Raw genomic sequence first — 21,004 nt, 5'->3', positions numbered from 1 at the left:
TAATAAGGCTTTAAAATTTAATTGACTTATCATTCCATTTATTTGGCTTGACTAAAGCGTTTAGGGGAAGAAGCGATGATTTATCTTCCTGATTTTGGTTAGAGCTAACAATTATCCTTATAATATATGTATAAATATTGGGGAATTTAATTAATGGAATATCCATTATAAAAACGCCACAAACTCTTTTTGGGTTTGTAGCGTTTCTATGTTTATGGTAACTTCAAGAAATGGTTTCAGCGTTAGAGCGTTTATTTCCTTTGTAGATGAAATAAACAGCAATAATCATAAATATTAGTGCAACAAGTCGTTTCCAGTCTAAAGGTATGATTAAACTATCAAACCAACCAAAGTGATCAATAATCATACTACTTGCCAGTTGTCCGCTGATAATGGCAACATTGGCTGCTATAACCCCGATTTTTGGAACAGCTATGACAGAGAGAAGTAAGAACGCCGTACCTAAAAGTGCAGCGCTTAACTGCCATACAGGTGCTGAAAGGATTCCAAGTACATTGCCTTGACCGAAAAATATAATAATAATTGTCAGAAAGACTAAACCAGTTAACATGGTTAAAAAAGTTGTTTCGATAGTTCCAGCTTTCCGGCTGAAGGTTGCGTGGACGGATGACTGTGCACTTAATGCGATACCACCTAATAAGGTAAATAGAATCATTAAACTATCCATAAGGAGACCTCCTAGTTAATTAATATAAGGGCAATAATCATAGAAATTACTGCAAATACTTTTTCTTTATTGATTTTAGTTTGTTTAATACCAAGCCAACCAAAGTGTTCAATGATCATACTCATAATCAGTTGACCAATAATTACTGTAACCATCGTTATCCCAACACCAACAAAAGGAACACTTATAACGATAGCTGTTAAATATATGACTCCTAAAATTCCTCCAGAAAGTGACCATTTTGGTGCTTCCATCGTATAGGAAAGTTTCCCCTTACCAAAAAATAACCATATTATTCCCATGATAAGAGTGCCCATAAAGAAGTTATAAAAACTGGTCTCTAGCTTTCCTATTGCTTCTCCAAGTTGACCGTATATTGCGCTTTCGAAGCTAAGTGCTGTTCCTGCCAATACGGCTAAAATATATGCTAAGTAACGCACGAAAAACATCCCCCTAAATTTTAATTTTTATGTCCAAAATGAATGAGTTTCCCATGGAATATAGAACTCGAAAGTTAATTAATTATCTTGATAGGAACTTTGATGATTGAAGAGCATGATGAATCACCTCGCATTTTATTTGTTTGCGCATGCAAATAATAATTCAATCTTTGTTTCCTGTCAACTTAATTGGCTTAATGAGCATAGAACTTTGATTGTAGTGTGTTTAACGATATAATATGCTTATTAGATGCGTAATATAGTTTTTCGAGGTAGGGGATTGCATTGGAAACGCCTGAACGATTAGTCGACTTTTGGGTAAACTACTCAAAATTTTATAACCGTTTATATAACGCGATAGATAACGTTATACAACAGCAATACCATTTAAACCTTAATGAATTTTATCTCTTGTATCATTTATCACAAGCAGATAAATTTAAATTAAGGTTAACGGATTTACAACCCAAAATCGGACTTAGTCATAGCGCTTTGTCTCGATTAGTTACACGCATGGAGAATTACCAAAACAAACAACTTGTATGGAGATCAATTTGTGAAGACGATAAAAGAGCTAGTTATATTACTCTTACCAAAGAAGGAAGTCAGTTGTTTGAATCGATTTCTAATGTATTAAACCAAACTTTAGATGCATCGCTGACGAAACCAGACCTTGACCATATTATAAGAATGGTAAAAGGATAAATATCGAGGGACCAAGAAAAGCCGTTATGTGAGCTTTTTTGGTCCCTTTTTTTAGCAATCTAATGAGATTTCCTTACTTTACCGATATGCTGGATATCAGTTTGATGACGAAAACGGATCACTATTATTTAATAGCAAGATTATCATCCAACTCATGGTGTTTTTTCTCCCTTGATCCAGATGCGCTGGTGATGAAGATGATATTCTTACGCCAAATGGATACATATAGGCAAATAACAATCTGCTAAATTAGTTGACCCAGATGGTCACAGAGCAAAGCTCGTTAGCGGAGCTGGTAAATTGGTTTGGAAGAACGGAAAGAAAGTGAGGAATCAGGAATAAAGGTAGGTAAAAAAGCTTGGAAAAATCGAAAGTGGGCTATAAAAGAACCTGACAAACGAAGTGGAAGAATTTTTGCTATCGATAAACAGAAAGTAGACGACAAATAAACATACTGACTCCAGGTTATTAGCACTTGATTATCATAAATTACGGAAAAAAAGAAAAAGACAAAGACAAAAGTTGTTCACTGTCATTAGAAGTATAAAAAAATAAACATTATATAGTTTATCCCTCTCGCAAAAAATACCGCTTGTGCATTTCTTATAAAGTGGATAATTCTAGAAAACACTGGATATATACAGAACAGAATAAATTTTTCTGATAACATCTCTAGTATCAGGATATCCATCTAAGTAACAAATATTGTGTAACTCCTAAGAGATTTCCCAATTGATATAGAAAAATTGATAGCATAAGAAGCTGACTGTAAACCCCCCTCCTTCACGTTAAGTTAATATGCTCCCCTTTAGGAAGACAGATTAAAAAGTAAAAATCTGGCTCTTATGGGGAAGTATTTATTATGAGTAATCTAATTTATTCTAAAAAGAAAAAAACGGTAAGAGGACCTATGCCTCAATAATTGAATGGCATACGCCATACAACAATTATGGCTAACACTTATCTCTTTTTGAAAATGCTACCTATTCACATACATTGGCAATTGCTATACTTAATAAAGAACATTATAATCAATCGACTACTCCCAATGCTCTTCTAATTCAATTTTCGAAATGCAGGTGAAGCTTGTGTTAATTAAAGATTCTTGGTTTACTGTGCAATTAATTGATAGTAAAACGTATGCGATTAGTGAATATGGCCACTGGGAAAAAGTACATTCGTTTTTGCTCATTGGTGAAGAAAAAGCGGTACTCATTGATACAGGTCTTGGAATAGATAACATTAAACGTATAACCGATCAATTAACTTCCTTACCTATTGAGGTCATAACAACGCATGTTCATGTCGATCATATTGGTGGACATGGATTGTACGATACGATTTACGTTCATGAGCTAGATAAAGACTGGTTAGTTAATGGTATTAGTGGTCTTACGCTCCAACAAATCCGCACTGATATACAAAGAGATATTACAATCCCCAAACCGAAAACATTTAATCCTGAAACATATCAGCCTTTTACAGGAGAGCCGACCGCTTTACTAGCGGATGGTGATGTGCTGCAATTAGGGAATCGAAAACTTAAAATCTATCATACGCCAGGACACTCACCGGGGCATATTACTATTTATGATGAAACACATAACTACCTATTTACAGGCGATTTATTGTATGATACCGAGCCTATATTCGCTTTTTATCCTTCTACGAGTCCATCTGATCTCGTGCGATCAATTGAAAAAATAGCGATGATTCCCAATGTAGCAAAAGTGTTCGGATCACATCATACATTAGGATTAGCACCGACTGTTTTGCAGGAAGCTTATGATGCAGTTCAGTATTTAAAGAGTCATCAATTGGATCAATTTGGGACAGGTATACATTCCTTTCAACAGATAAGCTTTCGATTTTAGTTTTTGTACAGAAAGAAGGGTGAATGGTGAAAATATACATGACAAGACATGGTCAGACAGAATGGAATAGAGAAAGAAGGCTACAGGGAAGATTAGATTCTGACCTAACAACAATTGGGAGTGAGAACGCCAAATTATTAGGAGAACATTTAAGCAAAGTCCCGTTTGATGCGATTTATGCCAGTCCAAGTGGAAGAACGATGATGACGGCGAGCCTGATTAAAGGCAATCGCCCAATTAAGGTTTTTACTGATGAGGATTTACAAGAGATTTATATGGGAAGTTGGGAAGGGCAGCAACAATCAGATGTAGAAAAAAAATACGCAGATGAATTCCATGCCTTTTGGTGTGCGCCTCATCTCTATCATCCAACAGAACGAGAAAGTTTTCAGCAAGTACAGGATCGAGCAGTAAAAGTGCTAAAAAGAGTGATGACAAACCATAAGAATGGAAATGTTTTGCTTGTTACACATACGGTCGTAATCAAAACGCTTCTTGCCTACTTGAAACAAATACCTATGGAAAAACTTTGGGATGCCCCGTACATTCATGATACTTGTCTTTCAGTAATTGAAATTGTAAATGGTCAGAAAAACATCCTATTGGAAGCAGATATGTCTCATCTTCAACCTGACCAATATGAATTCACTTAGGGAGGTTATGTTGTGCAGAGAGAAATGACGGAAGCGGGCCATCTATTAAATGATAAAGGGGAACTTGTTCAATCAGGGTATGCAAAACAACTCCTGCTTACATATGATCGAAAGGCCATCAAGGCTCAAGCGTGGAGAATAAAGGAATGGGATTATTATTTAGTTTGTAATGATGATTTTGGTGTGGCTCTGACCATTGCCGACAATTCCTACATGGCTTTATTGAGTGTGTCTTTTCTTGATTTTAAGCGTGCTTCCTATCGAACGACAAGCATTATGAAGCCTCTTACATTTGGGAAGTTGAACTTACCGTCGACTTCAAAGGAAGGCGATATTGTTTACGAAGATAAGCGAATTAAGATGTCTTTTTCGCATATAAAGAATGGTAGGAAATTATGTTGTCATATGAAAAATTTCGATGGTAAAACTGACTTTGCCTGTGACATTGATTTAGTTAATGTGGCTAAAGATTCTATTGTAATGGCTATTCCATTTAAGGAAGATCGACAAGCGTTTTACTATAATCAAAAGATCAATGGGATGCGTGCAAAGGGCAGTGTCCACTATGGGCAAACAGAATATCAATTTCAGGAAAAGAATAGCTTTGCTACATTAGACTGGGGCAGGGGGGTATGGACATATAAAAATACGTGGTATTGGGGACCAGCATCTGGCGTTGTCGAGGGGAAAACATTCGGCTTTAATATCGGCTATGGTTTTGGCGATACTTCACTTGCCAGTGAAAATATGCTCTTCTATGATGGAGTGGCCCATAAACTGGAAGAGGTTACTTTCCATATCCCACAGAATAATGGAATCTTTGACTATCTCTCACCTTGGCGATTCACTTCAAGCGATGGAAGGTTCGAAATGGACTTCATCCCCATTTTAGATCGTAAAGATTACACCTCGGTCATAGTTATTTCTAGTGATCAGCATCAAGTATTTGGTCATTTCACTGGTAAAGCGGTATTAGATGATGGAACAACCATTGTACTGAAAGACTTTCTTGGTTTTGCTGAGAGGGTGGAGAATAAATGGTGAGCAAAAGGTGGTTATTATGGGTTGGTTAAATATAGGGAGTCTGGTTTTAGGCATAGTTGCTTGGATCTTACCGTTGCTTAATCTTGGTCGAGAACAAGAAAATGCCAAACGGTGGATGACGTATTCATTTTTAAGTTTCATCTGTTGTAGTACGGCTATTTTATTTCAATTAATGGTGCAAAAATTTCTTATAGAAATAGAAGATTTTAGTGCCTTGATGGATATAACAAGTTCGGTTGTCCTTGCTTCAAGTGTGCTTTTAATCGTGACAATTCTATTGAATGTATTGGCATGGGTAAAATATACGAAAACGATATAGAAGGGGAATGAGGTAGGGTCGATGATAAACGGAGAATTTATCAAAGTGTGGAGTCATTACTTATCGCGTCTATTAAGTGATCGTTTTTATGAACTTATCCTTCCCCTCATTGTTCTCGGTATGTCTGGGTCTCCTATTGTAACGACGGCTGTATTAATGGTGCAAAAGGCGGCATCGATTCTCTTTGCCATTCCAGTAGGAACGTTTATTGAAAGAATCAATGTGGTGACTGTAGCTTGGGTTGCCAATTTCGTATACGGCTGTTTGTTATTTTTTCTTTCTTATATTTTCGCTAGAGATATAGGGGATCTATGGTTGATTACTATCATAATATTTTTACTCGGTTTTGTTGGTCTTGTTATTCAAATTGCCCAACAAGCAATGATTCCCCGCATTGTTTCGAGGGAAAGGCTTTTAAGTGCGAATAATTTACTTGAGGCAGCGGATGCCATTGTTACATTCATTGGCCCAGCCTTAGGTGGCTATCTCTTTGCAACATATGGTGGCTCGACTACGCTCATCATTTGTGGCACGCTCTATCTCGCAGCCATGCTTCTGCTAATTTTCACAAAATACAATCATCAACCAACGGTGAAAAAACAACAAACTTTAGTAAAAAGTGTAAGGGCTTTTATCGAAGAATCGAAAGCAGGAATGGGCCACCTTTTTATTAATGCTTCACAAAAGTTAATCACTCTAACGGCGATTGTGCTCTCCTTTAGTACCACTTTTATCATTCTCAGTGTCATCATTCATGCAGATTTAACACTAGCTTTTTCAGAAACACAAATTGGACTGTTACTGTCATGCGCCGGTATTGGTAATCTGCTAGGTGTTTTTCTCATGCTGCGGTTTAATCAAATGAATTGGCTACCTTTCCTAGGTCTCCTCATGGCTATCTCAGGGGTTGGGATTATACTTTTGACCACTAGTCATTTTTATTTGATGTGTTTGGGGATGGTTCTATTCGATGGTGCGCTTTCAATGGGATTTGTTGTCCAAATCTCTGTCCAACAAGGAATTACACCCGATCATTTAATCGCTCGCGTCAGAAGCGCAGTATATGTTCTGACAAGTCTTACCGGAATGCTCGCTACTTTCTTAGCAGGTGTGATAACTGAATGGAACACTTATTTGCCCTTCTTAATCGGGACCACAATATTAAGCTTATTATCTCTGTTTCTATTCAAATATAGACACAATGGTGTGAGGCTAAGTGAAATGAGACCACTGGATTGAAGGAAAATAGGGATAGTGAAGGTAATTAGGTAAAAAAAAGATAAAAAGAAGCCTTGGGAAATGTAAAAGGTTCAATACGAACACAACTAGGATGAAAAGCAGGTAGATGAGTTGTCAAATGGGAGATACGAACACAACTAGGATGGAGAGCAGTGAGATGAGTTGTCAAATTGGAGATACGGACACAACTAGAATGGAAAGCAGTGAGGTGAGTTGTCAAAATGGGAATACGAACATAACTCGGACGAAAAGCAGTGAGATGAGTTGTCAAATTAGGAATACGAACACAACTTGTATGAAAAGCAAGTAGGTGTGTTGCCAAAATGGGAATACGAACATAACTGGGATGAAAAGCAAGTAGGTGTGTTGCCAAAAACGAAATCCGAACACATCCCAAATAAAAAGCAAAAAGATGTGGGGACGGACCTAAAATAGTCATTAGTAAAAGCAAGCGGTAAGATAGATTGCCAAATTCGTGATGACAAAACATTACAAGTGACAAAGATGCGCTGAGTCGAAGTCCTCAATTTCCCTACTAATCCCCACAGTTTTAAAATACTCAACTCCTTACAAAGCTCTCCCCTAACGCCACAAAAAAAGACACGGAGAAATCTCATTTTGGAATTCCCGCGTGTCTGATTTTAGCTTGCCCTTATTTATACTGAGCAATCGCTGATTCAGCAAGTTTTTGAATGGTGATATTGTCCATTGGCGGATTATGAAGACCAGCACGGACGTCTCGGTAATATCTTTGAAGTGGATTATTACGTTGTAAGCTTTTTGCTCCTGCGACACGCATCGCTTTATCGACAACGTTAAGTGCTGCATGTGTTACTTGGTATTTAGCAACAGCTAGTTCGTTTTCAATATATTTTCTTCTATTTATATCATCGTATACTTCGGCCACGTGATAGAGTAGATGTCTTGCAGCAAGCAAAGCGGCATCGATTTCACCGAGAAGTGTTTGTACATTCGGTAATTCACTAATAGACCCTTTTATACTATTTGGTTTATGCTCTAAGGCAAATTGTACGGCATAATCTCTAGCTGCTTGAGCAATTCCGAGATAGCAGGCGGGGATATGTAGTACCCATCCGTTTAAAGATTTTCCCCTGTCAGCAATTGTTTCAACGAGTGCCTCTTCAGGAATGACTACTTGATCTAATACGAGATCATGACTTCCTGTTCCTCTCATAGCCACGACGTCCCATGTTTCGTCAATAGATAATCCTGGCGTATCTTTATGAATTAAGAAAAAGCCAATCGTTTGTTTCTCCTCTATCCAGGCAGAAGTGAGAAAATAGGTTAAAGCAGGCGACATTGTTGTAAAATTTTTACGACCATTAATAACCCACGATCCATTTTTGCGCACAGCGGTAGTTCCGGGTCTGCCACCTCTTGTCGGGCTACCCGTTTGTGCTTCGCTCACAGACCGATTCACAAGTGCGCCTTTTTGTACATCATTTGCAAAAGAGGCAAGTTGTTTCTCTGTCCATAATTGCTTTTCATAGATTTCACCTAATCCACCAACATGCCATCCGATACTTAAGGCAGTGGCACTATCGTAGGAAGAAAGGGTTTCTTGGAAAAGAACCATGTCATACACACCAAGCCCCTCACCGCCATATCTTTTAGGTAATGTCACTTTTGTATAACCTAATTCCACTAATTCACGAATATTCTCATGAGGGAATTTCGCCTCTTCATCTATCTCTTGTGAACGACTAAGAAACGTCGCTTTTTTTGTTTGTAATGCATGTAACCATTTTCTCTGCTCTTCCGTCTTCAAGAATAATTGTGAAACCAATGTCTCTTCCTCCTCTAATGAACTATCTAATCCCTACTTCCTTTGTTGGTTTAAATGTTAAACAAGTGGTTCATGTTCGTCAAGGAGAGGATACTGGTTTGTTGAAATATTTAAAAAATAATAAAATTCCGACTTTACATATAGAAATTGTTTTGTTAATCTTTTTTTATAAAATTCTAACACCAATGCAGTAATGCAGGAAAGTGAGGTTTAAATGATCTTACTGAAGCATATTCATAAAAAGTTTAAAAATAACCATGTATTAAAAGGTATTGATTTAGAAGTATCAAAAGGGGATGTTGTTACAATTATTGGTCCGAGCGGTTCAGGAAAAACAACGCTCCTTAGATGTGTGAACTATTTGGAAAAACCAGACGAAGGAACAATATCAATCCATGATTTAACGATACAAACAAAAAAACCAGTAAAGAAAGACATTCTCCAATTAAGAAGAAGGACGGCGATGGTTTTTCAACACTATAATCTTTTTGAGAATAAAACGGTTCTAGAAAACGTCACAGAAGGTTTAATCGTTGCACAAAAGAAATCGAAAAAAATGGCGAGAGAAATCGGGATAGACATTCTAACTAAGGTAGGTTTAGCAGATAAAATCAATGCGTATCCGCAACAACTATCTGGAGGTCAAAAACAAAGAGTGGGGATTGCCCGGGCGTTAGCACTAAATCCGGACGTTATATTGTTTGACGAACCAACTTCAGCACTTGACCCGGAAATGGTAGGAGAAGTGCTAGAAATTATTCGAGAAATTGCTAGTGGCGGGGTTACGATGATGATTGTCACCCATGAGATAGATTTTGCTCGTGAGGTTTCGAATAGAGTGGTATTTATGGATGATGGTCAGATTATTGAACAAGGGCCACCTGACGACATTCTTATTCACCCGAAACAAGAGAGAACAAGAAAGTTCTTAAAAAGAATAATGAAGGAACCAGACTTTACTATCTAAGAGAATGGAGGACTAATATGAAAGGGTTAAAAATTACATTTTTACTTATAATAAGCGTTTTATTCATTGCTGGGTGCTCGTCTTCAAGTAATGGGACAACTGAAGATGGTAAGAAAGTTATTACTGTCGCCATAAGTGACGAGGTGAATCCACCATTCCTATATGCGGATGATAATAATGAGCCAATTGGTTACGATATGGATTATTTGAAAGAAGTAGAAAAGAAATTAGAAGACTACCATTTTGAATATGTTTGGGGAGAAGAGGAAGCAAATTTAGTTGGCGTGGATACAGGCAAATATGATTTTGCGATTAATTGGTTTTTTAAAAACCCTGAAAGAGAAGAAAAGTTCCTTTATCCTGAACAGGAATTTGGTTATTCACTCACTTCTCTCGTAACACAACCAAATCGTGATGATATCAAAACATTAGAAGATATGGTAGGTAAAAAATTAGCACCGATGTCTCCTAGTGGTGGTTTAAGAACAATATTAAATAGTTATAACAAAAACAATCCTGATGAGCAAATTGATATTGAGAGTATTGAATTTCCTTCTAATGCAGATAACCTAGAGCGGGTTAATGATGGTAAGGATGATGCCATGTTTATTAATGTAACAACTTTCAATGCTGTCCAAAAAGAGTTGGATTTAAATTTGAAAGTGGCCGGGATTGTGTCAAAAGAGCCTGTTTATACCGTTTTTAATAAAGAACACACAGAATTAGCTAAAGAGTTCGATGATGTGACGAAAGAGCTGATTGAGGATGGTACCTTACCAGATTTGGCTGAAAAATGGTTTGAAGTCAATTTCTTTGAGAACCTAGATTATATCAATGAGGAAAACTATAAATTTAATCCGTAATCACGTCGAATTACGGATTATTCTTTGTTATTAGAAAGGGGAGAAGGTTGGATGTCGGTGGTGAATGATTGGTTTAGTTTGTTTATACAAGTATTAGATAAGCTACCAATCACCTTATTTATGTTACTCATTTCCTTAGTTTGTTCATTAGTCTTAGGCGTAGCTATAGCGATTATCCGTATTAAGAGATTCAAAGTAATTTATCAAATCGCAACATTTTATCTCTCATTCTGTCGATCGACACCTTTATTAGTGCAATTATTTCTTGTTTATTTTGGGTTACCACAGCTGTTATTAGCTTTTCATATTGATATTAATAGTATGGATCGGATGATTTTTGTTTTAATTAGTCTCTCCCTGCATAATGCTGCTTATCTTTCAGAAGTTGTGCGTTCTGCCTATTTGGCAGTTGGTGAGGATCAATTTGAAGCAGCATATAGTGTAGGGATGACCTATACACAAGCATTATGGAGAGTGGTGTTGCCTCAAGCCTTCGTTTTATCTTTACCGAATTTAGGTAATAACATTATCGAACTATTAAAAGATACTTCCTTAGCATTCACGATTGGTATTATCGATATTATGGGTCAAGTAAGGATTATATTAGGTAATAACCATGGTATAGGTATGTTTGAGATTTATGTCGTCATTTCTCTTATATACTGGGGCACTTGTATTTTAATAGAAATGGTCATTAGTACATTAGAAAAGGTTTTAAAGAAAGGAAAGGTCAGTTTATCCAAATCATAATGAAGGAATGAACACTTAATGCCTATCATCAATTTTGAATTTGCTATTGAGCAGATTCCCGAGGTTTTAAAAGGGGTGCCAATCACCTTAGCAATTGCTGTTGTTGCAATGGTGTTTGGATTGATATTCGGTCTGCTAATTGCTCTTTGCCGAATTTATCGCGTCCCTATCCTTAATCGCCTTTTCATTATTTATATATCATTTATTAGGGGTACGCCATTATTGGTACAATTATATGTATTCTTCTACGGTGTGCCTGTTCTATTAGAAAAAATGAATCAATCTTTCGGTACAGCCTATAATGCTGATCATATTTCACCACTGCTTTATGCTTTTATTGCATTCACAATTAATGTATCAGCTTATCAAGCAGAAATTATGCGGGCATCCTTAAATGCTGTACAAATCGGGCAAATGGAAGCGGCCCATTCTGTGGGAATGACTACTTTTCAAGCATTAAAAAGAATTGTCCTACCGCAAGCTTTCTTAGTGGCCTTACCAAACTTGGGAAATACATTTATTGGTTTAATAAAGGCGACCTCACTAGCATTTGCGGTAAAAGTTGTAGAAGTGATGGCGCTGGCAAAAATCATTGCTAATGATGGTTATCACTTTTTGGAAATGTACTTAGTCGCTGCTCTGATCTATTGGTTGATTTGTTGGTTATTGGAAGTGCTTTTTACCTATATAGAAGCAAAAATGAGGAATAAAGAGATAAAGCAAAAGAAAATGAACACAACGATTAGTAAAGATGTTCCTTTAAGAGTCTAAAGCTAAAAATGAAGTCTATGGGCTTCTTTTTTTTGGAAAATTTCATTCAGTACCTTGCAATGTATAATACTACCTGCTATAGTATGATTACAGAAATTAATAACACATATTGTTTAGTACTATATAATATATAGTAGTGGAAGGAGGAAGAAAATGAACGTCCAGTTTAAGAAGGGTGTGCTCGAGTTATGCGTCTTAGTTTTGCTTGATAAGCAGGATCATTATGGATATGAGCTAGTACAGAAGATATCTGACCAAATTCAAATATCTGAAGGTACGGTTTATCCATTATTGCGCAGGTTAACGAAGGAAGAGTATTTTACAACTTATTTACAGGAATCTAAAGAAGGCCCCCCAAGAAAATATTATCAGTTAACAGATAAAGGACGCATCTATTTACAGGCGTTGTTAGCAGAGTGGTACGAATTTACAAACGGGGTTAATCATTTAATAAAAGAAGGTGTTAAAGATGAATAAACAGGAATTTCTCATCACCTTAGAAGCGGAATTAAAAGATATTGATAAACAAGAAAGAATGGAATTACTTCAAGATTATGAAGCCCATTTTGAATTTGGTTTAGAAGAGGGGAAAACAGAGGAGGAAATTGCTAAAGATCTCGGTTCACCGAGAGGCATTGCTAAGGAGGTTAAGGCGAGTTACCATATCGAGCAAGCAAAAGGTGATGGTGGCATCCAAAATATTTTGCAGGCGACATTGGCTGTCATTGGATTAGGTCTATTTAATCTAATCATTGTCCTCGGTCCCTTCCTTGCCATCGTTAGTATAATCTTTTCCGGTTGGATTGTAAGTTTTGCAGGTATTATTTCACCCTTATTAGTGCTCATCGACATTTTTATAACCTCATCATTTGAATTAGTGAACTTATTTGCTGCTATTCTTTTTTGTGGGTTGGGGTTATTATTATTGGTCGCTATGATGTATGTTACTAAATTCATGAAGAAAATTTTTATTCGTTATCTTTCTTATAACGTCTCGATTGTTAAAGGAGGTATGAAGGGTGATTAAGAAGTTATTATTAATTGGTGGATTGCTCGTTTGCGTTGGTGGAGTAGGGTTTGCGTTTACCTATGGGCAATTGCAAGCAGAAAATGTTTCGGAGACGAAAACAATTGAAGAAGCCTTTAACAATGTAGAGGTTAAAACAGATAATGCCCAAGTTATCCTCGCTCCAACCGATGGCGAGGCAGAGGTTAGATTAAGTGGTGAAATGAAAGGAAAAGAACATGAGGATTTCAAAGTATCCGTTGCAGGAGATACTTTGAAAGTAGAGCATCAAACGGATAAAAGAACGTTTCGCTTATTTAGTTTTGATTTAGAAGAGTTTAATAAACAAATAGAAGTTTATTTACCAAGAGAAGCATATGAAGAAATAAGTGTCGAAAGCAGCAATGGTGTCATAGATGTATCGGAGTTGAATGCCAATCAAGTCATATTAGATACGAAGAATGGAAAGCTACGATTAAAGCAACTTGATAGTGATTATATACATGCAAAAACGAGTAATGGTGCAATCATTGCAAATGATATACAAGGTGAAATAAAAGCTCAAACGAGTAATGGAGCTATCCAGATGTCACTCCCAACTATTTACTCCCCGTTAGACTTAGCCACTTCCAATGGTGCGATTATTGTTGAGGTAGAAGAAGCAGTTAACAATACAACTATCACAGCTAACACAAGCAATGGTTCGGTGCATATCCTTGGATCGAATGAAGGAAATCGAATCATTGGTGACGGGTCTGTAGAAGTGAAGTTGAAGACAAGTAATGGGAGAATCGAATTAACGGAAAAATAATGAAGGTAGGAGGCAGTCCCTTGAGGCTGTCTCTTTTTTCTCGGCAGAAACCTATTTGTGGTAAATATTGTAATTTAGTATGTTAGGGGAGGTTGTCCGGGTGATTAAGAGTTGCTAAAAGGAAGGAACGTTGTACTAGGCTTGGAATCAAGGGTTAGTATAGAAAAATAAGTAATCACGGCACTCAGACAGGAGGGAAAAACGAATGCGGTGTGCGCAAAAGGGAAATACGCGCAAAAACAAAGGAAAACTTAGAGCCAACTGCGCGTAAAAGGGAGATACGCGCAAAAGCAAAGAAAGACCCAGTGGCAACTGCGCGCAAGGGAGATACGCGCAAAAACAAAAGAAAACTTAGAGCCAACTGCGCGTAAAAGGGAAATACGCGCAAAAGCAAAGAAAAACTTAGAGTCAACTGCGCGTAAAAGAGAAATACGCGCAAAAGCAAAGGAAAACCCAGTGGCAACTGCGCGTAAAAGGGAAATACGCGCAAAAACAAAGGAAAACTTAGAGCCAACTGCGCGTAAAAAGGAGATACGCGCAAAAGCAAAGGGAAACTTAGAGCCAACTGCGCGTAAAAGAGAAATGCGCGCAAAAGCAAAGGAAAACTTAGAGCCAACTGCGCGTAAAAGGGAAATACGCGCAAAAGCAAAGGAAAACGCAGAGTCAACTGCGTGTAAAAGGGGAATACGCGCAAAAGCAAAGGAAAACCCAGAGCCAACTGCGCATAAAAGGGGAATACGCGCAAAAGCAAAGGAAAACTTAGAGCCAAGTGCGCGCAAAAGGGAGATACGCGCAAAAGCAAAGGAAAACTTAGAGCCAACTGCGCGTAAAAGGGAGATACGCGCAAAAGGAAAGGAAAACGCAGAGTCAACTGCGTGTAAAAGGGGAATACGCGCAAAAGCAAAGGAAAACCCAGAGCCAACTGCGCATAAAAGGGGAATACGCGCAAAAGCAAAGAAAAACTTAGAGTCAATTGCGCGTAAAAGAGAGGTACGCGCAAAAGCAAAAGAAAACCCAGAGCCAACTGCGCGTAATACGATCTTATTGCATATGGGTATTCCTCGTTTTGTAGAAGGCGACTTATGACAACGCACATAAAGTGGTAAGAGATTGCTGCCACAAGTGTATAAAAAGAAGCCTTCGCCGCCCTCAGTAAACCCTACACCCTCTTAGAGTGGATCACATCAATTATGATTCTAAAACAAAGTGCCTCAGAACAGATTAAAGCGTCTCAATGACTGTGGTATCCACTACACCTTGCTGTTCCATATACTTTACTGTTGCTGTGGCGAGCATATTTGCTGCAATGAGCATGCCTCTTTCATCAATATCAAATTTAGGGTGATGATGAGGGTATGGTGTTCTTCCAACAATAGCTGCACCGGTATTGAAGAAGGTGCCAGGTACTTTTTGTAAATAGTAAGCGAAGTCTTCACCACCCATACGAGGGGCAATTTCAACAGCCGCAGTTACACCAGGAACCTCACTAGCTAATTGAGCAACAAACTTTGTTTCAGCTGCATGGTTGACAAGAGCTGGGTAGCCATGAACATAGTTATAATCATAACTTGCAGCTGCAGTTAAGCAGGTTCCTTCAATTACTCGCTCGATTTCTCTTTCCATCTTATTCCTTATGTTTTCGTTAAAGGTTCGAACCGTTCCTGTAAGTGTGACAGAATCAGCTATGACATTGAATGCATTTTTGGCATCGAATTCACCAATAGAAAGAACAGCAGATTCGAGTGGATCAATACGGCGGCTAACGATTTGTTGGAGATTAACAATGAGTTGAGCGCCGAGAACGATACTGTCATTGGCTTCGTGAGGATGGGCGCCATGTCCACCTCTTCCCTGGAGTTTAATATGGAAGCGGTCAGCTGCTGCCATGAGTGGTCCAGAACGATAGCCGATTTCACCTAATGGTTCACCGGATGAAATATGTTGACCGAAAATAACATCGACCCCTTCCAAGCAACCATCTTCAATCATCGCAATCGCACCACCCGGCATATATTCTTCCGCATGTTGATGAATGAAGACAATTGTGCCCTCAATTTCATTTTGAAGTTTATTGAGTACTTTTGCTAAAACAAGTAATGTCGCTGTGTGTGTATCGTGACCGCAAGCATGCATGACACCGGGTTTTTTAGACTTATAAGGAAAATCATTTTCCTCATGAATGGGTAATGCATCGAAATCCGCTCTTAAAGCGATGGTTTTTCCGGGCTTTGCTCCATGTAATTTAGCGACAACACCACGCTCTCCTACACCAGTTCGGACTTCATGTCCAAGCTTTTGGTGATAGTTAGCAATGAACTTGGGTGTTTCTACTTCTTGAAAAGAAAGTTCAGGGTGCTGGTGCAAATGTCTTCTGATTTCAACCATCTCGTTATAATGTTCTTTTAGTAATGAATAAAGCTTTTCTAACATATACATCCTCCTTCTATGTAAAAAAATATGGTGAATCCTTCATCACGTTTGAGTGAATAAGTTTATAATAGTTGAAGAGGAGAATAAATTCCAATATATTTTTTGAATATTTCGTTTCATTTCTTGCAGGAGGTGCCTTTCATGTTTATTGAAGACCGTTCAAAGACAAGGGAAAAGCTAGAAAGAGAGGAATTCTTGAAAGTAAGGTATTGGATGTCGCCTGATCCACCTTGTATTTCTTTAGGAGAAACATTAGGACAAGCTGGTGAAAAGATGAATCGATATCAAGTAAGTAGCTTACCAGTCATTGATGATCATAAGAAGCTAGTTGGCATCGTATCTATGAAAAAATTATTTTCTTATCTACTTAAAGGTCAAGATAGAGATATCAACATTCATCCGGTGCCAACGAGGAATTTTGCCTATGTCCGGTTGGATGATTCCATCCTCTATGCAGCTTCCTTTCCTTATGAGGAACTGCCAGTAGTAGATGAAAATGATTGTGTTGTCGGAATGATTCATACAAGAGAGATGATGGATGGATATAAAAAATGGATTCATCGCCTTGAACAGCAAGAGAATGCCACAGAAGTATTGAAGGTTATTTTAGAACGAGCCTACGAAGGGATCGCTGTTGTTGATCAGTATGGGGTCGTGCAGGAATTTAATGAAGCTTATAGTCAGTTTGTTGGTGTGAAGAGAGAGGATGCGATTGGCCGTCATGTGACTGAAGTGATTGAAAATACGAATCTTCATCAAACGGTTAAAACAGCTACACCAGAACGTGGGGTAGTCCAAAGAATAAATGGCCAAGATATGATCGTTCACCGTATTCCACTATGGCAAGATGGGAAAGTGATTGGTGCCATTGGCATGCTTATTTTTGAGGGTGTGACAGAAGTATACAAAATCTATCAATCATTACAAAAGAATCAACATGAAAACAGTAATAATCGTCCGCCCTTTGTCGAACAACTTAAAAACGATCGCCATGTTACATTAGACGATATTGTTGGTGAAAGTAGGGAAATTAAAGAGATTAAACGATTAACAAGGCGTGCTGCGCGTACAATGGCTACCACACTGATTACGGGAGAAAGCGGAACAGGAAAAGAAATGGTTGCGAAAAGCATGCATGTATTGAGTCCGTTTGCCGAGGGTCCTTTTATTAGTGTGAATTGCGGGGCAATCCCAGAAAGTCTGTTTGAATCAGAGCTATTTGGCTATGAAGAAGGTGCTTTTACTGGAGCAAAGAAAGGTGGGAAATTAGGTAAATTTGAATTGGCGCAGTATGGAACGCTCTTTTTAGATGAGATTGGCGAATTACCTTTAGTCATGCAAACGAAACTATTACGAGTCTTGCAAGAAAAAGAAGCGGAGAGAATTGGTGGTAACAAGAAATACCCGATTCGTGCGCGGATCATTGCCGCAACTAATCGTAACTTGAAAAAATGTATTCAAGAGGGGAGCTTCCGTGAGGATTTATATTATCGTCTAAATATCATCGAAATTCTTCTTCCTTCCTTGAAAGAGAGGAAAACAGACATTCCGTTATTATTAAATGAATATACGAAAAAAATCTGCAAGCAATATCAAATCAAAGAGAAGATCTACACACCTGAAGCAATTGGAATACTTGTACAACGGGATTGGCCGGGGAATATTCGTGAACTTGTTAATGTCATAGAAAGGTTAGTTACCCTCGTCGAACAATCCGTGATTGACATTACCCATATACATACTTATTTAGAAGAACAACCAAAATCTATCACAAAGGAACCTTCTTTAATAGAAGAAGCGAAAGATATGGGGAGAAAACGGGAAAGAGACCTTATTATAGATACTTTGCGTCAAGTTGGTGGCAATAAGAAAAAAGCAGCGGAACGTTTAGGTATTCATCGAACCACATTATATCAAAAGTTGAGAAAGTATCAAATATGAATGAGTGTAGATATTTCACTACATAAAATCTACACATGTAGTGATTCTACTACACTACAACCCTTACAATCTTTTGAATGTAAGGGTTTTCTTTTTGGCACATCAATTGCATATAAATAAATGTATAGAGGAGGGAGAAAAATGAGTACGCAGATTTTTAGAACACCACAAACGGTCTTATATGGGAAAGGTTCTTTTGAAAAGCTTGGCGAGGAAGCCAGTTTAAGAGGAAAGAAAGCCCTTATTATTAGTGACCAAATTATTGATGGCCTAGGGTGGACGAAAAAAGCGAAAGCCAACTTAGCAAAATCTAATGTTGAAACTATTCTTTATTTAGGTGTATCTACTGAACCAACTGATAAGTTTGTGGCAGAGGCATTATCTCTTTTTCAAAAGGAAGCCTGTGATTTAATTATTTCGCTTGGAGGTGGAAGTTGCATTGACACAGCCAAAGCGGTAGCTGTATTAGCTACTAACGGTGGATATATTGGTGACTATATGGGCGCAGATAAATTAGCAAGTAGTGCGGCTATCGATCATATTTCTATTCCAACAACTGCTGGAACTGGATCTGAAGCAACAGATGCAACCATCATTACGAATACGACTAATGATGTCAAAATGATGATTAAACAACCAGTCTTTATGCCGACTGTAGCTATTGTGGATCCAGTGCTTTCGATGTCATCTCCCCAACATGTCACTGCAGCTACCGGGGTCGATGCGCTCAGTCACGCGATAGAAGCGTACATATCGAGAAAAGCACACCCAATGACAGATATGATGGCTTTATCAGCTATGAAATTAATTGTCGAGAATATCGAGACAGCTTTTACAGATGGTGAGGATTTAGAGGCAAGAGAGGCAATGGCATTAGGTTCAATGCAAGCAGGGATGGCATTTTCTAACGCAAGTGTTTGTCTTGTGCACGGGATGTCAAGACCGATAGGTGCCCTTTTCCATGTGCCCCATGGCTACTCCAATGCTATGCTATTGCCGGCTGTTCTAGAGTTTAGTAGAGAATCTTGTGTCGATCGGCTAGCCGATTTAGGAAGAATCTTTACTAAAGGAAGTGAGCCTCTAACAAATGAGCAAGCAGCTGATTTGGCAGTAGAATCCGTTAAAACGTTATGTGTGAACTTAAATATTCCTAATCTGTCTGGATGGGGAATAGATGAGAGTCTATTTAAACAATCGATTAGTAAAATGACGCATGATGCCATGGCAAGCGGTAGTCCTGGGAATAACCCAAGAGTGCCAACAGTTCCTGAGTTAGAAGATTTATATCTTGCTTGCTATCATTATCAATTTGCTCAAAAGGAACAAGTGAAGTAATAGTCCGGGGGAGGGCGTTTAAATGTTAGGAATGCTAGGGTTAATATTAGGTTTAGTCCTACTGATGTTTTTAACATTAAGAGGCATTAATATCATTATTGCTGCCATTCTAAGCTCGATTGTTGTTGCCATAACAGGTGGCTTAAATTTAGAGACGGCACTGGCAGGTTATTATATGGACGGCTTCACAAATTATTTTGCCTCTTGGTTCTTAATTTTCTTACTAGGAGCGATTTTTGGGAAGATAATGCATGAGACAGGTGCCGCTGAGAGCATTGCCCAATGGATTAAGAGAACATTAGGCGCGAAAAGGGCTGTATTTGCCGTAGTGGCTGCAGCCGCAATCATGACTTATGGTGGAGTAAGTTTATTTGTGGTCGGTTTTGCTGTTTATCCTATTGCTGTTTCATTATTTAGAGCGGCGAATCTTCCACATCGATTTATCCCTGCTGCTCTTGTGTTTGGATCGATTTCATTTACGATGACCGCACCAGGTAGTCCAGAAATTCAAAACTTAATCCCAACTGAGTTTTTCGGTACAACTCCCACGGCTGGCGGTTGGGTCGGGGTACTCATGGCACTTCTTGTAATGATTACGGGAGGCCTGTTATTAAGCAAATTCGTTCAAAATGCTGTTAAAAGAGGGGAAACTTTCTCATTGCCAGGAAATAGGGCAAAAGAAGAAGTATCTGCAGGTTTGGCGGAGAAAACAGAAGGAGAACTCTTGGTAGAGGAAAAAACATTACCTCATATTGTTTTCTCAATTTTGCCATTAGTCTGTGTTATTGTTATGCTAAATATTATTGCACAGTTTGCTTCTTCTACTGCAGCAGCCCTTATTTCATTAACGGCTGGTATTGTCCTTGCATGTCTGACAATGTACAAGTTTTTAGCACAATTTTGGAATGCGTTAGCAAAAGGAGCACAAGATGCACTTGTTGCCGTTGCGAATACTTGTGCGGTCGTTGGCTTCGGTAGTGTAGCTGCTCAAGTGTCTGCATTCGATTCTGTAGTCGATGGACTTGTAAGTTTGCCAGGTCCACCTATATTAGGTTTGGCGGTGGCGGTCACATTAATTTGTGGAATTACAGGATCAGCCTCAGGTGGTTTAGGTATTGCCCTACCTATTTTAGCGCCGATCTATTTAGCTCAAGGTGTCGATCCAGGAGCCATGCACCGTGTAGCGACATTGGCTTCAGGTGGTCTAGATTCTATGCCACATAACGGTTATGTTGTTACAACAGTGCGAGCGATTTGTGGAGAAACACATAAACGTGCGTACTGGCCAATATTCTGGCTCAGTGTAGTTATTCCAACAATTGCTATGTTACTAGCAGTAGTCTTGTATTCTATATTTTAAA

24 protein-coding genes are annotated in these 21,004 nt (G+C 38.3%); 20 read left to right on the top strand and 4 right to left on the bottom strand.

The window, feature by feature from the left end; translation table 11 throughout:
* Positions 1–223 precede the first annotated feature (223 nt).
* Positions 224–688, bottom strand: a complete 465-nt coding sequence (locus tag MKY26_RS14920) for a DMT family transporter (RefSeq protein ID WP_095371744.1) — start codon at positions 686–688, stop codon at positions 224–226.
* Positions 689–699: 11 nt separating this feature from the next.
* Positions 700–1,137 (bottom strand): DMT family transporter, encoded by a 438-nt coding sequence (locus MKY26_RS14915; protein ID WP_412728600.1) that lies wholly within the window; start codon positions 1,135–1,137, stop codon positions 700–702.
* Positions 1,138–1,413: 276 nt separating this feature from the next.
* Here MKY26_RS14915 and MKY26_RS14910 point away from each other — a divergent pair, with 276 nt between their 5' ends.
* The 8 genes from MKY26_RS14910 (at position 1,414) to MKY26_RS14875 (ending at position 7,397) form a co-directional block, all read left to right on the top strand.
* Positions 1,414–1,833: a MarR family winged helix-turn-helix transcriptional regulator gene (locus MKY26_RS14910; RefSeq protein ID WP_157733877.1), complete on the top strand. Its 420-nt coding sequence runs from the start codon at positions 1,414–1,416 to the stop codon at positions 1,831–1,833.
* Positions 1,834–2,138: 305 nt separating this feature from the next.
* Positions 2,139–2,282, top strand: coding sequence for a hypothetical protein (locus MKY26_RS14905; RefSeq protein ID WP_157733878.1), 144 nt, complete (start codon positions 2,139–2,141; stop codon positions 2,280–2,282).
* A gap of 624 nt (positions 2,283–2,906) precedes the next feature.
* Complete coding sequence (locus MKY26_RS14900; protein WP_322909745.1) at positions 2,907–3,707, top strand: MBL fold metallo-hydrolase; 801 nt, start codon at positions 2,907–2,909, stop codon at positions 3,705–3,707.
* 23 nt (positions 3,708–3,730) lie between these two features.
* Positions 3,731–4,360 carry a histidine phosphatase family protein gene (locus MKY26_RS14895; protein ID WP_341097999.1) on the top strand — a complete coding sequence of 210 codons (630 nt, stop codon included), beginning with the start codon at positions 3,731–3,733 and terminating at the stop codon, positions 4,358–4,360.
* Between the two features lie 12 nt (positions 4,361–4,372).
* The gene (locus MKY26_RS14890) at positions 4,373–5,404 is read left to right on the top strand and encodes a DUF2804 domain-containing protein (protein WP_341097998.1); all 1,032 of its coding nucleotides are present in this window, start codon (positions 4,373–4,375) and stop codon (positions 5,402–5,404) included.
* A 16-nt stretch (positions 5,405–5,420) separates the two neighbouring features.
* The gene (locus MKY26_RS14885) at positions 5,421–5,723 is read left to right on the top strand and encodes a hypothetical protein (protein WP_322909742.1); all 303 of its coding nucleotides are present in this window, start codon (positions 5,421–5,423) and stop codon (positions 5,721–5,723) included.
* Between the two features lie 21 nt (positions 5,724–5,744).
* Complete coding sequence (locus MKY26_RS14880; protein WP_307315991.1) at positions 5,745–6,962, top strand: MFS transporter; 1,218 nt, start codon at positions 5,745–5,747, stop codon at positions 6,960–6,962.
* 291 nt (positions 6,963–7,253) lie between these two features.
* Positions 7,254–7,397, top strand: a complete 144-nt coding sequence (locus MKY26_RS14875; protein ID WP_341097996.1) for a hypothetical protein — start codon at positions 7,254–7,256, stop codon at positions 7,395–7,397.
* A 217-nt stretch (positions 7,398–7,614) separates the two neighbouring features.
* Here MKY26_RS14875 and MKY26_RS14870 read toward each other — a convergent pair whose 3' ends face one another.
* Positions 7,615–8,769, bottom strand: a complete 1,155-nt coding sequence (locus MKY26_RS14870) for an acyl-CoA dehydrogenase family protein (RefSeq protein WP_341097995.1) — start codon at positions 8,767–8,769, stop codon at positions 7,615–7,617.
* Between the two features lie 214 nt (positions 8,770–8,983).
* On the opposite strand from MKY26_RS14870, the gene MKY26_RS14865 reads away from it, so the two are divergent.
* From MKY26_RS14865 to MKY26_RS14825, 9 genes are all read left to right on the top strand, one after another.
* Positions 8,984–9,736 carry an amino acid ABC transporter ATP-binding protein gene (locus tag MKY26_RS14865; RefSeq protein ID WP_095371753.1) on the top strand — a complete coding sequence of 251 codons (753 nt, stop codon included), beginning with the start codon at positions 8,984–8,986 and terminating at the stop codon, positions 9,734–9,736.
* A gap of 17 nt (positions 9,737–9,753) precedes the next feature.
* Positions 9,754–10,599, top strand: a complete 846-nt coding sequence (locus MKY26_RS14860; protein WP_095371754.1) for a transporter substrate-binding domain-containing protein — start codon at positions 9,754–9,756, stop codon at positions 10,597–10,599.
* 51 nt (positions 10,600–10,650) lie between these two features.
* Positions 10,651–11,349 (top strand): amino acid ABC transporter permease, encoded by a 699-nt coding sequence (locus tag MKY26_RS14855; protein WP_340976609.1) that lies wholly within the window; start codon positions 10,651–10,653, stop codon positions 11,347–11,349.
* Between the two features lie 18 nt (positions 11,350–11,367).
* Positions 11,368–12,120, top strand: a complete 753-nt coding sequence (locus MKY26_RS14850; protein ID WP_095371756.1) for an amino acid ABC transporter permease — start codon at positions 11,368–11,370, stop codon at positions 12,118–12,120.
* A gap of 153 nt (positions 12,121–12,273) precedes the next feature.
* Positions 12,274–12,597, top strand: a complete 324-nt coding sequence (locus MKY26_RS14845) for a PadR family transcriptional regulator (protein WP_095371757.1) — start codon at positions 12,274–12,276, stop codon at positions 12,595–12,597.
* On the top strand, positions 12,590–13,147 hold the full coding sequence (locus tag MKY26_RS14840; RefSeq protein ID WP_322909738.1) for an HAAS signaling domain-containing protein: 558 nt from the start codon (positions 12,590–12,592) through the stop codon (positions 13,145–13,147). The genes MKY26_RS14845 and MKY26_RS14840 overlap by 8 nt, the downstream gene beginning before the upstream one ends.
* Positions 13,140–13,937, top strand: a complete 798-nt coding sequence (locus MKY26_RS14835; RefSeq protein WP_341097989.1) for a DUF4097 family beta strand repeat-containing protein — start codon at positions 13,140–13,142, stop codon at positions 13,935–13,937. Before MKY26_RS14840 ends, MKY26_RS14835 begins: the two co-directional genes overlap by 8 nt.
* 212 nt (positions 13,938–14,149) lie before the next feature.
* Positions 14,150–14,308, top strand: a complete 159-nt coding sequence (locus tag MKY26_RS14830) for a hypothetical protein (protein WP_341097988.1) — start codon at positions 14,150–14,152, stop codon at positions 14,306–14,308.
* Between the two features lie 85 nt (positions 14,309–14,393).
* Positions 14,394–15,023, top strand: coding sequence for a hypothetical protein (locus MKY26_RS14825; RefSeq protein ID WP_341097987.1), 630 nt, complete (start codon positions 14,394–14,396; stop codon positions 15,021–15,023).
* Between the two features lie 135 nt (positions 15,024–15,158).
* Here the strand turns inward: MKY26_RS14825 and MKY26_RS14820 are convergent, their stop codons facing one another.
* The gene (locus tag MKY26_RS14820) at positions 15,159–16,367 is read right to left on the bottom strand and encodes a M20 family metallopeptidase (RefSeq protein ID WP_341097985.1); all 1,209 of its coding nucleotides are present in this window, start codon (positions 16,365–16,367) and stop codon (positions 15,159–15,161) included.
* Positions 16,368–16,508: 141 nt separating this feature from the next.
* Here MKY26_RS14820 and MKY26_RS14815 point away from each other — a divergent pair, with 141 nt between their 5' ends.
* From MKY26_RS14815 to MKY26_RS14805, 3 genes are all read left to right on the top strand, one after another.
* Entirely contained in the window at positions 16,509–18,308 is a 1,800-nt protein-coding gene (locus MKY26_RS14815; protein WP_307315973.1) for a sigma-54-dependent Fis family transcriptional regulator, read from the top strand.
* A gap of 141 nt (positions 18,309–18,449) precedes the next feature.
* On the top strand, positions 18,450–19,643 hold the full coding sequence (locus tag MKY26_RS14810) for an iron-containing alcohol dehydrogenase (RefSeq protein WP_307315970.1): 1,194 nt from the start codon (positions 18,450–18,452) through the stop codon (positions 19,641–19,643).
* Between the two features lie 22 nt (positions 19,644–19,665).
* Positions 19,666–21,003: a GntP family permease gene (locus tag MKY26_RS14805; RefSeq protein ID WP_328198191.1), complete on the top strand. Its 1,338-nt coding sequence runs from the start codon at positions 19,666–19,668 to the stop codon at positions 21,001–21,003.
* Position 21,004 lies beyond the last annotated feature (1 nt).

Origin of the sequence: Cytobacillus sp. FSL R7-0680 (genome assembly GCF_038009245.1) — a bacterium.
GTDB lineage: Bacteria > Bacillota > Bacilli > Bacillales > Cytobacillaceae > Cytobacillus > Cytobacillus kochii.
Note: the sequence above shows the minus strand (reverse complement) of the source record. Positions and strands in the feature narration are given on the sequence as shown.

What these genes read in the sequence shown, in the direction of transcription:
- MKY26_RS14920 (WP_095371744.1), bottom strand. Translation starts at nt 688, where the DNA reads ATGGATAGTTTAATGATTCTATTTACCTTATTAGGTGGTATCGCATTA.
- MKY26_RS14915 (WP_412728600.1), bottom strand. Translation starts at nt 1,137, where the DNA reads ATGTTTTTCGTGCGTTACTTAGCATATATTTTAGCCGTATTGGCAGGA.
- MKY26_RS14900 (WP_322909745.1), top strand. Translation starts at nt 2,907, where the DNA reads ATGCAGGTGAAGCTTGTGTTAATTAAAGATTCTTGGTTTACTGTGCAA.
- MKY26_RS14895 (WP_341097999.1), top strand. Translation starts at nt 3,731, where the DNA reads ATGGTGAAAATATACATGACAAGACATGGTCAGACAGAATGGAATAGA.
- MKY26_RS14885 (WP_322909742.1), top strand. Translation starts at nt 5,421, where the DNA reads ATGGGTTGGTTAAATATAGGGAGTCTGGTTTTAGGCATAGTTGCTTGG.
- MKY26_RS14880 (WP_307315991.1), top strand. Translation starts at nt 5,745, where the DNA reads ATGATAAACGGAGAATTTATCAAAGTGTGGAGTCATTACTTATCGCGT.
- MKY26_RS14865 (WP_095371753.1), top strand. Translation starts at nt 8,984, where the DNA reads ATGATCTTACTGAAGCATATTCATAAAAAGTTTAAAAATAACCATGTA.
- MKY26_RS14860 (WP_095371754.1), top strand. Translation starts at nt 9,754, where the DNA reads ATGAAAGGGTTAAAAATTACATTTTTACTTATAATAAGCGTTTTATTC.
- MKY26_RS14855 (WP_340976609.1), top strand. Translation starts at nt 10,651, where the DNA reads ATGTCGGTGGTGAATGATTGGTTTAGTTTGTTTATACAAGTATTAGAT.
- MKY26_RS14850 (WP_095371756.1), top strand. Translation starts at nt 11,368, where the DNA reads ATGCCTATCATCAATTTTGAATTTGCTATTGAGCAGATTCCCGAGGTT.
- MKY26_RS14845 (WP_095371757.1), top strand. Translation starts at nt 12,274, where the DNA reads ATGAACGTCCAGTTTAAGAAGGGTGTGCTCGAGTTATGCGTCTTAGTT.
- MKY26_RS14840 (WP_322909738.1), top strand. Translation starts at nt 12,590, where the DNA reads ATGAATAAACAGGAATTTCTCATCACCTTAGAAGCGGAATTAAAAGAT.
- MKY26_RS14820 (WP_341097985.1), bottom strand. Translation starts at nt 16,367, where the DNA reads ATGTTAGAAAAGCTTTATTCATTACTAAAAGAACATTATAACGAGATG.
- MKY26_RS14815 (WP_307315973.1), top strand. Translation starts at nt 16,509, where the DNA reads ATGTTTATTGAAGACCGTTCAAAGACAAGGGAAAAGCTAGAAAGAGAG.
- MKY26_RS14810 (WP_307315970.1), top strand. Translation starts at nt 18,450, where the DNA reads ATGAGTACGCAGATTTTTAGAACACCACAAACGGTCTTATATGGGAAA.
- MKY26_RS14805 (WP_328198191.1), top strand. Translation starts at nt 19,666, where the DNA reads ATGTTAGGAATGCTAGGGTTAATATTAGGTTTAGTCCTACTGATGTTT.